Origin of the sequence: Synechococcus sp. W55.2, from assembly GCF_047461635.1 — a bacterium.
In the GTDB taxonomy this organism is placed as follows: Bacteria; Cyanobacteriota; Cyanobacteriia; order Thermostichales; family Thermostichaceae; genus Thermostichus.
The window spans coordinates 18,783-32,239 of record NZ_JANSHM010000030.1; the positions used below are offsets into that span (position 1 = coordinate 18,783).

The 13,457-nt window shown below is 59.8% G+C and carries 10 protein-coding genes; 7 read left to right on the forward strand and 3 right to left on the reverse strand.

Annotated elements, in window-relative coordinates; all coding sequences use genetic code 11:
* Positions 1–107: 107 nt before the first annotated feature.
* Positions 108–1,124, forward strand: coding sequence for a phosphotransferase enzyme family protein (locus NW828_RS07735; RefSeq protein ID WP_187147247.1), 1,017 nt, complete (start codon positions 108–110; stop codon positions 1,122–1,124).
* 239 nt (positions 1,125–1,363) lie between these two features.
* Here the strand turns inward: NW828_RS07735 and trmFO are convergent, their stop codons facing one another.
* Complete coding sequence (gene trmFO / locus NW828_RS07740) at positions 1,364–2,743, reverse strand: FADH(2)-oxidizing methylenetetrahydrofolate--tRNA-(uracil(54)-C(5))-methyltransferase TrmFO (RefSeq protein ID WP_414329729.1); 1,380 nt, start codon at positions 2,741–2,743, stop codon at positions 1,364–1,366.
* Positions 2,744–2,914: 171 nt separating this feature from the next.
* Between trmFO and trpD the strand changes: the two genes are divergently transcribed.
* The gene (trpD, locus tag NW828_RS07745; protein ID WP_414382992.1) at positions 2,915–3,946 is read left to right on the forward strand and encodes an anthranilate phosphoribosyltransferase; all 1,032 of its coding nucleotides are present in this window, start codon (positions 2,915–2,917) and stop codon (positions 3,944–3,946) included.
* Between the two features lie 51 nt (positions 3,947–3,997).
* Here trpD and NW828_RS07750 read toward each other — a convergent pair whose 3' ends face one another.
* Positions 3,998–4,624: a nitroreductase family protein gene (locus tag NW828_RS07750; protein WP_011431721.1), complete on the reverse strand. Its 627-nt coding sequence runs from the start codon at positions 4,622–4,624 to the stop codon at positions 3,998–4,000.
* Between the two features lie 275 nt (positions 4,625–4,899).
* Here NW828_RS07750 and dapA point away from each other — a divergent pair, with 275 nt between their 5' ends.
* Both dapA and NW828_RS07760 read left to right on the forward strand, forming a co-directional pair.
* Positions 4,900–5,820, forward strand: a complete 921-nt coding sequence (gene dapA / locus NW828_RS07755) for a 4-hydroxy-tetrahydrodipicolinate synthase (protein ID WP_011431720.1) — start codon at positions 4,900–4,902, stop codon at positions 5,818–5,820.
* Between the two features lie 219 nt (positions 5,821–6,039).
* Complete coding sequence (locus NW828_RS07760; RefSeq protein WP_414382994.1) at positions 6,040–7,875, forward strand: ribonuclease J; 1,836 nt, start codon at positions 6,040–6,042, stop codon at positions 7,873–7,875.
* A gap of 71 nt (positions 7,876–7,946) precedes the next feature.
* Here NW828_RS07760 and NW828_RS07765 read toward each other — a convergent pair whose 3' ends face one another.
* Complete coding sequence (locus tag NW828_RS07765) at positions 7,947–8,828, reverse strand: SGNH/GDSL hydrolase family protein (protein ID WP_414382996.1); 882 nt, start codon at positions 8,826–8,828, stop codon at positions 7,947–7,949.
* A 238-nt stretch (positions 8,829–9,066) separates the two neighbouring features.
* Here NW828_RS07765 and NW828_RS07770 point away from each other — a divergent pair, with 238 nt between their 5' ends.
* The 3 genes from NW828_RS07770 to purD all read left to right on the forward strand — a co-directional run bounded on the left by NW828_RS07770 (position 9,067) and on the right by purD (position 13,005).
* Positions 9,067–10,356 carry an HD domain-containing protein gene (locus NW828_RS07770; RefSeq protein ID WP_414382998.1) on the forward strand — a complete coding sequence of 430 codons (1,290 nt, stop codon included), beginning with the start codon at positions 9,067–9,069 and terminating at the stop codon, positions 10,354–10,356.
* A gap of 75 nt (positions 10,357–10,431) precedes the next feature.
* Complete coding sequence (locus NW828_RS07775) at positions 10,432–11,607, forward strand: glycosyltransferase (protein ID WP_414383000.1); 1,176 nt, start codon at positions 10,432–10,434, stop codon at positions 11,605–11,607.
* Positions 11,608–11,709: 102 nt separating this feature from the next.
* Positions 11,710–13,005: a phosphoribosylamine--glycine ligase gene (gene purD / locus NW828_RS07780; protein WP_414383002.1), complete on the forward strand. Its 1,296-nt coding sequence runs from the start codon at positions 11,710–11,712 to the stop codon at positions 13,003–13,005.
* Positions 13,006–13,457 lie beyond the last annotated feature (452 nt).

Here is a 13,457-nt window from a genome sequence, read left to right on the forward strand (position 1 = left end):
GAACTGTAAGCCTCAAAGGCCGCCGCTGTGGTAAGCAGTTTGAGGCAGCTCTGAAAACGAAAAGATCGACCCAGCACCCCAAGCTTGAATAGATTTCTTCCTTGCCTATGCTTGACCTGACTTGGCTGGATCCCCTTGTCCAGCACTTTCAACTGGGGGATCCAGAGCCACCCGAAGCCATCCGAGTGGGCCTCATTCACCAAACTTGGAAACTCAACACCTCTGAGGGATCCTTCATCGTCCAGCGCCTTCACCCCCGATTTGATCCTGCTGTCACTGAAGATGGTCAAGCCATCGGCCAATGGTTGAGACAACACGGCTTCCCCGTCCCCCAATTCCGCCGCGCTCGCGATGGATCCCTGCACTTGTCCTGGGCAGAAGGGCTGTGGCGGGTCATGGATTGTCTGCCGGGATCCTGTCACCCAACTCCTCCCAATTGGGGCTATCTGGAAGAGGCGGGGGCAGCCGTTGGACGCCTGCATCGACTCTTGGCCCAGATGGACTATCGTTTTCGCTTCCAGATCCCGCATTTTCACGATACGGCTCACCTTTGGCAACAGCTACGCCAGTATGAGCCGGCCCCAGAAGTGCAGGCAGAATGGCAGTTTTTAATCGAAACTGTGCCCAATCTTCTGCTGCCCTCGGGGATCCCAACTCAAATCATCCATGCCGATCTCAAGTTCAACAACTTTTTGTTCGATGAGCAGGGGCGATTTGTGGGCCTGGTGGATCTGGACACCTTTATGTATCACAATCTCTATGTTGAATTGGGGGATGCCCTGCGCTCCTGGGGCAAACGAGGAAATACCCTTCAGCCAGAGGCGATCCTGGCCGGGTTGCGGGGCTATGCCCAAACCGGGAACTTGCACGCCCTACAACCGGAACTCCTTCTCCAAGGGATCCAACTGATTACCCTGGAATTGGGGATGCGCTTTTTGCAGGATTGGTTTGAAGACGCTTACTGGAATTGGGATCCCCAGCGCTACCCCAGCCGCAAAGCCCATAACCTGGCCCGCTGCCAACAGCAAATTTGCCTCTATCAAGACCTAACCCAGAGGGCACCCCAACTGTTGGAGTCCATGCGCGCCCTTTTGTCTTGTGAGCAGCGGAAAGAGGGAAGGTAGCCAATAGGTTTGCCCAGCTTTTGACAGCTCGTTTTGGGATCTGCTACCGCGGCATAGGAATGAAACATTTCTAAATATTTCTGTGGCATTGCTTCCCGACTCTCCTCCCCCAGAGGGAGAGGGGCTGGGGGCGGTCGCGAAACGCCTAGGAAGTGTCTCAATCTAGTTTCAAATGACGATAACGCTCAATCTCGACTTTGACTTGGATCGCAATGGTCGGGAACACGCTCCAAGCTCCCCTAGGCGGTTTGCACTTGGCGCACCAACCCAGTCGTTTTCAGAGCAGCCAAAGCCCGATCCCGGTAACGGCCATAGCGCTCCTGCTTGTTGCGAAGCTTGCGCCCCTCCAAATCCGGCAACAGCCCAAAATTGGCCGGCATCGGCTGAAAGTGCCTGGGATCGGCGCTGCTGATGAACTGAAACAGGGATCCCATCATTGTTTCGGGGGGCAGTGTGATCAAGGGCAACCCCAGAGCCAGGCGGGCGGCGTTCTGTCCGGCCAACCATCCCCCTGCCACCGCGCAGGCATAGCCCTCGGTGCCCACCAACTGGCCGGCGGCAAACAGCGTGGGTCGGCGACGAAATTGCAAGGTCGGCCACAGAAGCTGGGGCGAATTCAAAAATGTATTGCGGTGCATCACCCCAAAGCGGACAAACTCCGCCTGTTCCAGGCCGGGGATGAGGCGAAAGACCCGCTGCTGTTCTCCCCATTTCAAGTTGGTTTGAAAGCCCACCAAGTTCCACAGCTGCCCTGCTTTGTCCTCTTGCCGCAACTGCACCACCGCGTAAGGACGGGATCCCGTGCGCGGATCCACTAGCCCCACCGGCTTCAAGGGGCCGAAACAGAGGGTGTCTTTGCCACGGCGCGCCATTTCTTCAATCGGCAAGCAGCCCTCGAAAAACTTGCGTTCCTCTCGTTCAAAATCCTTGAGGGGCGCCTGCTCCGCCTCCACCAGCGCCCGCCAAAACCGTTCGTACTCCGCTTCCGTCATGGGGCAGTTGAGATAGGCTGCTTCCCCCTTGTCGTAGCGGGAAGCCTGAAACACCACCGCTCGGTTCAACGAATCCCCGGTAACAATGGGGCTAGACGCATCAAAAAAGCTCAGGTACTCCAGGCCCGTAAAGGCTTGCAGTGCCTTGGCCAGGGGATCGCTGGTCAGAGGGCCGGTACAGAGGACGGCAATGCCCTCCGGGATCTCCGTCACCTCCTCCCGACGCAGGGTGATGCGGGGATGGTTTTGAATGGCTTCCGTGAGAGCCTGGCTGAAGCGGGCCCGATCCACTGCCAATGCCCCTCCTGCCGGCACTGCATGGCAATCCGCCGTCGCGATCACCAGGGATCCCAGTTGTCGCAGTTCTTCCTTGAGTAGCCCTGCCGCCCGATCGCTGGCTGCAGCCCCAAAGGAGTTGCTGCACACCAGCTCCCCCAACTGATCGGTGTGATGGGCCGGGCTCTGACGCACGGGGCGCATCTCCGAAAGGATGACAGGCAACCCTGCCTGGGCAATTTGCCAAGCAGCTTCTGTCCCCGCCAACCCCCCGCCCACAACATGGATGGGGGCAAAGGCTCCCGCTCGTGCAAGCGGGCTGCAAGCCCTTGGGTTAGTTGGAGGGTTCATCACAACCTCCGGGAGGGAAGAGAAGAATGGAGCGCACCCTGCTAGGGCCGGAAACGGCTCAGGTCAAACCCACTATACCAACCATCAGCATGGCCCGACCTGCACGAGGCAAGTGACCCAGAGGCGGGATACGCTACTATGAGTACCCACTGACACCCAGGATCCCAACCCATGACGGAAACGGCTGACCTTTGGCCACAGCTTTTGGGGCAGTTGCTGGATCGGCAATCTCTCAGCGAAGCCCAAGCTGAACAGTTGATGAACGGTTGGCTCCAGAACCAAGTGCCAGATGTGGTGTCGGGGGCGATTCTGGCGGCCCTGCAAGCCAAGGGTGTGAGCGCTGGTGAACTGGCCGGCATGGCACGAGTGCTACAGCGGGCTTCGCTGGGATCCCCGCTGGACTTGCCTCTCCTGGTGGATACCTGTGGCACCGGCGGCGATGGGGCCGGCACTTTTAACATTTCCACGGCGGTGGCCTTTGTGGTCAGTGCAGCCGGGATCCCGGTGGTTAAACATGGCAACCGTTCCGCCTCTGGCAAGGTCGGCTCGGCGGATGTGCTGGAGGCCCTGGGGGTGAACTTGGGGGCTGAGCCAGAGCGGGTGCGGGCGGCTGTGGCGGAAGTGGGCATCACCTTTTTGTTTGCTCCCCAGTGGCACCCGGCCATGCGGGCGGTGATCCCCTATCGGCGGGCCCTCAAGGTTCGCACCATTTTCAACCTGTTGGGGCCCTTGGTCAACCCCCTCTATCCCAACCGCCAGGTGATCGGGGTTTACGCCCAGGAGCTGGTGCCGGTAATGGCAGAGGCCCTGCGCCTGTTGGGACGGGAAGGGGCCATTGTGTTGCACAGCCGCGAAGGTCTCGACGAGGCCGGGCTGGATCAGCCCACGGATTTGGGCGTCCTTTGCGGCGGGTCGGTGCGGACGGAAGTCTTGAACCCGCGCGACTATGACCTCACTGCAGCACCCACCCAAGCCTTAAAAGGGGGAGATCTGCAGGAAAATGCTGCCATCCTCGCCCAAGTCCTTCAGGGATCCGGGACGCCTGCCCAGCAGGATGTGGTGGCCTTGAATGCTGCTTTGGCCCTGCAGGTGGCCGGAGTGGCCCCCGATTGGAGAGCCGGGATCGCCCAAGCTCGCGAGATTCTCGCCAGGGGTGCCGCTTGGGATCGCTTGCAACAGCTGGTTCATTTTCTCAAGGCTTGATGCCGGTAGGAGCCCAGGAGAGGGCGACAGGGATCCCACCTGAGCCTAGGGCTAAAACTCCCGCCCTCGCCCAAAGGCCAGAACTTCATCCACCCCCAAGCGAGGCTTGCGCGGCAGGTTACCCGCTGCCGCATATCCAACCGCCAGCAGCATCACCGGCACGTAGCGGTCGGCAATGCCGAACTCCCGCTTTACCCCTTCCGGATCAAAGCCGATCATCGGCCCGCTCACCAAACCCTTGGCCTGAGCCGCGATCATCAGCGCCATGGCAGCCATCGCCCCAGAGCGAATCGCTTCATCCCGCGCCAAGGTGGGATTGTGGAGATAGGTTGCCTGGGCCATGTTCACCCAGCCTTCCGCTTTTTCGGGGGGGAGGATCCCGGCAGCAACGCTTCTTTGCACAATTTCAGGCAGTTTCTCATACCCCCGCAGATCCCCCAGGATGATAAACACCACCGATGCATCCGCCACCTTCTGTTGGTTGTAGGCCAGAGATTTGAGGCGCTCTTTGTCTTCCGGGTCGGTGACCGCAACAAACCGCCAGTGCTGAATGTTGAAGGAAGAAGGAGCTTCCGTAGCATAAGCCACCAGCTCTCGGATCTCCGCTTCCGATAAACGGCGGCTGGGATCCAATTTGTCGGCGGAAATGCGCTCTTTCAGGGCAGTTAGGGCGTCCATAGGGATCCTCAAGTGTCGGTAGAAAGGCTGCTCCCCCCAAAGGTAGGGGCAGGATTGGCAAATGGCTATACATTCCGTGTTCAAACGGTCTGTCTTCTTTGTTATCTCCCTTTTATCCAGCCTGTGGCAACCGGGTGAGGCACAAACTGGGCCTTGGCAGGGCAGGCAAGCGGGATCCCTAACGCAAAGGCAGGTATGATGGAAAAACAAACTGGTCTCATCTGGGTCGCCCGGCTAATCGTCGGATTGGTGTGGTTGATGGGGAGAAGCAATCGGTGAACTTCGGTCGAGTGCTGACGGCCATGGTTACCCCCTTTACTGATGAGGGGGAGCTTAACTACGATGAGGCCGCTCGTTTGGCCGATTACTTGGCAACCCACGGCAGTGACGGCTTGGTGGTCTGTGGCACCACAGGCGAATCTCCCACCCTAACCTGGCAAGAGGAGTATGAGCTGTTCCGCGTGGTGCGAGATGCCGTAGCCGGTCGGGCCAAGGTGATCGCCGGGACGGGATCCAACTCCACCCGTGAGGCCATTGAAGCCACAAAAAAGGCCGCTCAACTCGGTTTGGATGGCTCTCTGCAGGTGGTGCCCTACTACAACAAGCCTACCCAGGCCGGCCTTTATGAGCACTTCAAGGCCATCGCCCAAGCCAGTGACCTGCCCATCTTGCTCTACAACATTCCCAGTCGGACAGGGGCCAGTTTACAGCCGGAGACTGTAGCCCAATTAGCAGAATTGGAAACGGTTGTCGCCATCAAAGAAGCCAGTGGTATGATGGATGTAGCTTCGGAAATTCGGCGACTCACTCCCTCGCGTTTCGCCATCTATTCAGGGGATGACTCTCTGACGTTGCCGCTCCTATCTTTGGGGGGGAGCGGGGTGGTCAGTGTAGCCAGCCACCTGGTTGGGTTGCAGTTGCAGGAGCTGATCCAGAGCTACATCAGGGGGCAACACGATCAAGCTTTGGCCCACCACCTGCGCCTGTTTCCGTTGTTCAAGGTTTTGTTCATCGAGACCAACCCAGTTCCGATTAAGGCCGCATTGGAGATGCAGGGTTGGCGAGTGGGTCGGGCGCGCCTTCCCCTAGCGCCTCTACAGCCCAGTTCTCTGCAGGTTTTGCGACAGGTGCTTGAAGAGATGGGCCTACTGGCTGAATCGAAGGGATCCGAACAAATGGCGACGAAAGTTTCATGATTGCATTTTTAGGCTTTGCTTCTGCCATGACCACGGTTTTCAGGGGTTTGCAAGGGGCTCTTTTGTGGCGTTTGACCTGTGGGTAGGTAGCTTTTTCCCTGAAAAGCTCTTCCCCGGCCTGGGAAATGGATGAGTTGCGGCTTTCGCCCACAACTTTGTCGGGGATAGCCTGCGCCTATTTCTGTTTTTGTTTTTTTACTGTTGAGGATCTAAACCCATATGCCAACACCACGTTCTTCAGTTGCTTCTCGTTCTGTAACCCCACAATCCACCTCTTCCGTTCAGATGATTCCGCTGGGCGGCGAGCGGGAGATCGGCAAAAACACATGGGCCTTCCGCTACGAGGACGACATTATCCTCTTGGATGCCGGTTTGGCTTTTCCCGATGAGAGCATGCACGGCGTGAACATCGTGCTGCCGGACATGACCTACATCAAGCAAAACCGCGACAAAGTGCGGGGGATGGTGGTTACCCACGGCCACGAAGATCACATCGGTGGCATCCCGTATCACCTGCGGGAATTTGATATTCCGGTCATCTACGGCCCCAGATTGGCGCTGGCGCTGCTGGAAGAGAAATTGCGGGAAGTGGGCCTGCTCAACCGCACAGAGCTGCGTCCTGTTGGCCCCCGTGAAATCGTTCCCTTGAGTAAGCACTTTTTTGCCGAATTCATTCGCAACACCCACTCTTTTGCCGATAGCTTTACGGTGGCTCTGCACACGCCTGTGGGCGTCATTATCCAGACCGGCGACTTTAAGATCGACCATACCCCCGTGGATGGGGAGTACTTCGACCTGCAGCGGTTGGCCGAACATGGGGAAAAGGGAGTGCTCTGCCTGATCAGCGACTCCACCAACGCGGAAGTGCCGGGGTTTACCCCTTCCGAAGCCTCTGTGGTGCCGGGTCTCACCAAGGCAATTGCGGGAGCCAAGGGACGGGTGATCATCACCACCTTTGCTTCTTCGGTACATCGTCTCAACTTGGTGCTGCAGATTGCCGAACAGCAAGGTCGGGTGGTGTCTCTGCTGGGCCGCTCCATGCTAAACGTGGTGGCTCATGCGCGGCGCTTGGGCTACATCCGCTGCAAGGACGAGACGCTGCAGCCAATGCATGTGATCAACAGCCTGCCGGATGACCGGGTGATCATCCTCACCACCGGATCCCAGGGAGAACCGCTGGCTGCTCTTACCCGCATCGCCAACGGTGAGCACCCGCAGTTGCAAATCAAGCCAGGAGACACGGTGGTGTGGTCGGCCAACCCGATCCCTGGCAACACGATCGCAGTCTCGCGGGTCATTGACAAGCTAATGGAGCTGGGAGCCAATGTCATTTACGGCAAAGACAAGGGCCTGCACGTTTCCGGCCACGGCTGCCAGGAAGACCAAAAGCTGATGATTGCCCTCACCCGCCCCAAGTTCTTTGTCCCCACCCACGGGGAATACCGCATGCTGGTCAAGCACGCCGAAACCGCCATGAGCATGGGGATCCCGCGGGAAAACATTGTAATCATCGACAACGGCGATGTGGTGGAGGTGAACCGGGAGCGCATTGCCATCACGGGCCGCGTCCCCTCTGGCCTGCAGATGATCGCCGCTTCCCACGATGGAGTGGTGATGGATGAGATGCTGCAGGAGCGGCAGCAGATCGCCAAAGACGGTATGGTGACGGTGGTGATCAGCCTGGACGGCAGTGGCCAGTTGCTCTGCACCCCGCAGGTGCAAACCTTTGGCTTGGCGGGGGAAGGGAACCAACTCAAGGGATCCGACCTGAAACCCCTTCTGGAGAACACCCTTCGGCAAGCGTGGCCCCAATTTGCTCGCTCGCTGGAGCGGGGCAGCCTGGACATCGACTGGGCCGGCCTCAAGGGCGAAGTGGAGCGGGTGGTGCGCCGTTTCTTGCGAGAACAATTGCCCGGCAAGCCCACGGTGGCGGTTTTTGTGCAATCCCCTGAAGAGGAGTCTGTGTCTTCCCTGAGTGTGGAAACCCAACCGGAGCCGGTAGCGGGTGCTCTGGGCCGGCGGCGGCGTTCCTCGGCAGCGGTAGCTGCTTCCTAAAACTGGCCCGTTCTCCGTGGCTGGATCGTCTAAGCGCCTTTGGGATCCCTTGCCGAGCGCAGGGATCCTTCCTATTGTGCCGTCTTGTATCCATCCGTGAGAAAACTGCGGAGGGCAGACTCTGCCGCCGCATCTGGTTGCAGGGATCCCACCTCGCTAAAGGGAGGGCAGCGGGTTTGGGGAGGGAGCGGTTGCCGAAGGGCGCTCAAGAAGGCATCGGCCAAATCGGCGTAGCCCCGGTCGCTGGGGTGAAAGCCGTCGGCCAGCGGGCCGGGAAAGAAGGACTCGCGTCGGTAGGAGCGGGGATCGCAGAGCAAGTCCACCACTGGGATCCCCTGTTGGCTTAAGGGGTTGATGGCCCGTTGCGTGAGGCCAACCGAGATCAGGGAGAGCAGTTGGCGCACGCTGCTGGGTTGCTGCTGACCCAGAGGAATCAGGGCGAAGTTGGGCAGGTTGGCCACCGCCAGGCGAGCTTGAGGGGCACGGGCACGCACCGCTTGCAGCAGGGTTTGGTAATCGGCGGCGAATTGTCGGATCTGCTGATCGACGAAGGGCAAGGGATCCTCACCTTGGAGAGCCCGTTGAGCCGCCGCCAGAGCGATGGCGTTGGTATCGTTTCCGCCCACCCAAATGGTGATCAGGGTGGCATCGGGGGGAAGGCGCGGCACTTGATCCTGCAGCAAATTGGCCGGGATCCCCTGCCTCAGGGCTTGCATGGCGGGGCTGAGCACCGCTCCCGAACGGCCCAAATTGACCAGCTCAACCGGGGCCGGCAAAGACCGGGCCAGGCGGGGCACATAGCCCGTTCCATTGGGGCAGTCCAGGGGCTCTGAGCGCTGGGGTCGAGTGCCGGCGGCGTTGGCTGGGCCATCACAGGAAATGGAGGCGTTGTAGCCAACGGCATCGCTGGCTCCCAGGGCAACGTAGCGGGTGAGGGTGGGTGGGCTGGGCACAACAGGGGATCCAGAACTGGCAGAGCAGCCGGTTAGCCCCAAACTGAGTATCAAAATCAGCAGGGAGAGGAGGAACACCCAGCTGTCTTGTTGTCTTGGAGTCGAGTTTTCTGGGGTTCGGGTGCTGGCATCCTTTGCAGAGAGAGGCATGGGAAAGCGGGCATAGATAGGGCGAGGCGGGAAGCACCCCCAGACAGGCTAGCCAAGGATCCCAAAATTGGCGAGGTATGGTGGGAGTATGCCGCTACGGTTTTGCAAGTCCCGCACCTACCACGATCCCCTGCATGGCGCCATCAGCCTGAATGGAGGGGACGCGGTTGAGGCTCTGCTCATTCGCCTGATCGATACACCGGCCTTTCAGCGGCTGCGCCGCATTCGCCAGTTGGACACGGCCTTTTTTACCTTCCACGGGGCAGAGGGATCCCGCTTTACCCATTCGGTGGGAGTGTTGCAGGTAACGCGGCGGCTGTTCGACAAATTGGCCCATCGCTACCCAGAGCTGCGCCCCTATCGGGCGGTAACCTTGGCCTCGGCTCTGCTGCACGACATTGGCCATGCCCCTTTTAGCCATGCCGGGGAAGAGATCTTCGGCTGCCGGCACGAGGTTTGGACGGCCCGCATTCTCCGGGAGGATCCCCAAGTGGGGACGCTGCTGGCAGAGTTTGATCCCCAACTGCCGACCCAGATGCAGCAGGTGTTGCAGAAGCAATTTCCCCTGCCGCTGGTAGGTCAGCTTATTTCCAGCCAACTGGACTGCGACCGCTTCGATTACCTGATGCGGGACAGCCTGCTCACGGGCGCCCAATACGGCCACCTGGACTTGGATCGCATCCTAACGGTGCTGGATTATGACCCGGAGACGGGATCCCTGTCCATCCCCGCCCGCAAAGGCCTGGGGGCCATCGAGCACTACCTGGTGGTGCGCTATTTCATGTACACCCAGGTGTACCAGCACCCCAAGAGCCTCTGTGCCCGTTTTATCTTGGAGCGGCTATTCAGGCGGGCAGAGGCGCTCCTGCAAAGGGGGGAGATTGAGCTGGATCCCATCCTCAGCGCTTGGTGCTGGGCCTCGCTGGCGGCTCAAAAAGGGGATCCCTTCGAGTTGCCGCTCCCCCTCTACTTGGCTGCCGACGATATCATCTTCAGCTACCCCATGCGCCTCTGGGCCATGTCGGGGAAGGATCCCATCTTGGCGGATCTGTCGCGGCGCTACTTGGAGCGGGATTTGTTCAAGGCCCGCAACATTACCCAGTTGTCTGAGGAGCAACGCCAAACCCTGGTGGCTGCTGTGCAGGCCAAAATGCTGCGGGATGGGCTGGATCCTGAAAGCTATTTGGGCATCCGCTCTGCCCACGTCCAGGGCTATAGCTTTTATGACCAAGGGATCCAGCTCAAAACCGAGCGTGGCTATGAAGAAATTGCCCATCTTTCCCCTTTGGTGCGTGCCTTGGTGGAAACCCAGCGCCAGGTCTGGCTAATCTTTCCCCGGCCCTATGGCGATATCGTAGAGGGGGTTTTGTCTGCTTAGAGAATTGGGCCACCCCAGCGCTAGGCAGAGGTGGGAATCCGTTTCTAGCAAGTCTGAGCAGCGAGGGAAACAAGAGTGGGGATCCGAGAAATCCTAACGGGGGTATTGTCCTTAACAGCTTTGGCGATTGCCCTAGTGGCTCTGCAACTGAGGCGAGCGTTGCGGGCTTCCCCCTGGCTGAGGGATCCCCCGGCGGAACAGGCAGGGGAAATCGCGGCTGGGATGGAGCGGCTGGCGGTGATCGTGCCCGCCTACAACGAGGCCGAGAACGTGGTGGGCTGCCTGAGCAGCATTCTGGACAGCACCTCTGCCCCTTTGCAGGTGTGGTTGGTGGACGATGAGTCCACGGATGCCACCTGGGAGTTGGCGCAAGCCCTGGCCGCCGAACGGCAAGATCCGCGCCTACACCTGCTCAAGGGGGATCCCCGTCCCAAAGGCCAAAGGTGGGTGGGCAAAAACTGGGCCTGTGCCCAAGCCGTCGCCCGCGTAGAAGCCGACTACTTGCTGTTTCTGGATTGCGACGTGCGGCTGGGATCCGGTGCCATTGAAGCGGCCTTAGGACATTTGCTGGCAAGCGGCAGCGGCTTGGTGAGTGTAGGGCCGCAATTGGTGTGCGGTTGCCTAGCGGAGTGGCTGGTGCAACCCATCATGATGACCATCCTGGCGGTGGGTTACAACTTTGCCGCCGTGAACGATCCCGACAACCCCAAAGCCTTTGCCTTTGGTCCCTTCCTGCTGTTTCGCCGCTCTGCCTACGAGCAAGTTGGCGGGCATGCCGGAGTGGCCGATGTGGTGATCGAGGATGTGGCCCTGGGGCAACGGATCAAAGCCCAGGGGTTGGGCCTGCAAATTTGCCTGGGAGGGCCGCGGGTGCGCAGCCGCATGTATGCCAACGGGGCTGCCCTTTGGGAAGGGTGGACCAAAAACTGGTTCCTGGGCCTGGAGCGCAACTGGGCCTTGGCGGTGTTGGCAATGGGTACGGTCTTGGGGATCTGCAGCTTGCCCTGGTTGGGGGTGATCCTGGCTGGGGCTACGGGATCCCTGGAGGTGCTGTTGGCCAGCTTGGCAGGGATCCTGGCCCAATTGGCCATCCGGCTTCTGCTCCGGCATTGGGCGCATCTGCCCCTCTGCTACTGGTGGCTAACGGCAGTGGGGGGTTGGGCGACAGCGGCCATCATCTTGGCTTCGGCCATCCGCACCACCACCGGCCGCAACTGGACTTGGCGGGGCCGTTCTCTCGCCGTCCACTGACCGGAGTGCGCCAACACCCCAGAAATGGTACAAGAACATGGTCTAATGGGGGATGTTCGGAAAACAGGCAAGCTGGGTTTAGAAACAGCGGAATAGCACACCATGCAGGCTCTGGTCATCGGATCTGGGGGGCGAGAACACGCTCTGGCCTGGAAGCTGTTGCAGTCTCCCCAGGTTACTCGGATCTACTGTGCCCCCGGCAACGGCGGCATGCAGCAGCTGCCCCGCTGTCAATCCGTGGCTTTGGCGGCTACCGACATTGAAGGCCTGGTGCGGTTTGCTACCGTACAAGGGATCCGCCTGACGGTGGTAGGGCCAGAGCTGCCCTTGGTGCAGGGGATCGTGGACGCCTTCCAGGCAGCAGGGTTGCCCATTTTCGGGCCTAGCCGCGCCGCTGCCCAACTGGAAGGAAGCAAACTCTGGGCTAAGCAATTGATGCAAGAGGCGGGGATCCCGACTGCTCGCGCTACCGGCTTTGCTGAGCTATCTGCCGCTGTGGCCTATCTCGACTCCCAGAGTTTCCCAGTGGTCATCAAAAAAGACGGACTGGCTGCCGGCAAGGGGGTAACCGTTGCCCAAAACCGGGAAGAAGCCGTGCAAGCCCTGGAAGCAGCCCTGGCCAAGCCGGGCGATCAGGTGCTGATCGAGGAGTTTATCCCCGGCCAGGAGGTGTCGGTTTTGGCTCTAACCGATGGCCAGATCTGTGTGCCGCTGCCACCTGCCCAGGACTACAAGCGCCTTGGCGAGGGCGATACTGGCCCCAACACCGGCGGCATGGGAGCTCATGCCCCTGCGGATCACCTGGTCACTCCAGAAGGGTTGGCCCGCATCCAAACCCAGATCCTGGATCCCACCCTGGAGGCTTTGCAACGGCGGGGCATCCGCTACCAGGGGGTGATCTATGCCGGTTTGATGATCACGCCCAGTGGGGATCCCTACGTGTTGGAGTACAACTGCCGCTTTGGGGATCCCGAAGCTCAGGTCATCCTGCCCTTGCTGGAAAACCCTTTGGACGAGGTGCTGCTGGCTTGTATAGAAGGACGGCTGGCCCAAATCCAGCTCAAATGGAAACCCGGCTATGCCGCCTGCGTGGTGATGGCAGCCCCAGGCTATCCCGATGCCTACCAGCGAGGGATCCCCATCTCCGGCTTGGATGCAGCTGCCACCACGGGGGCGTTGGTGTTTCATGCGGGTACCCGCCAGGCAGGCAAGCAGCTCCTGAGCGATGGCGGGCGCGTTCTCTGTCTTACCGGCCAAGGGGCAACCCTATCCGAGGCCCTGCGCCAAGCCTACGCAGCTGTGGAGCAAGTGCAGTTTCCCAAGGCCTACTATCGTTCTGACATCGGCAGCCACGCCCTGGGGCCTGCCGTCCGCCGAGGAGTGATCCCTACCCCATAAAGCCATCCCTTGCCCTCTCAGCTGCAGCCGGATGGAAGAAGCCCCAGAGGGGTCGCTCCTCCAGGGCCCATAAAGCAGCTTTGAAAAAAGCTTTGATGCTTAGACGATAGCGCTTTCGGTAACAAGACGGCAACAGTGATATCAAAAGCTCAACTTTACTTTAGATTCCTTAACAATAGCCCTCTGCTTTGACTAGGCACGGATATTGCTGAGCTGAGTCTCTCCCCTCTCGAGGGGGATCCCCCATTAGCCCACTTGAACTGTTGCGGACCCGGATCCCCTAGAGCAGGCATTTCCTCTCCCAGGGTGGAAGAGGGGTTGGGGGTGGTCGTCTGGGGCAGCGCATGGCAGAGGAGACTATCTCTCTCAAATAGATTCAGCTAGAAATCGCAGGAGCCCCGCACTGTACCCGTAGGGTCAGTGCCGGGAGGAATGCGCTTTGATGAAGTACA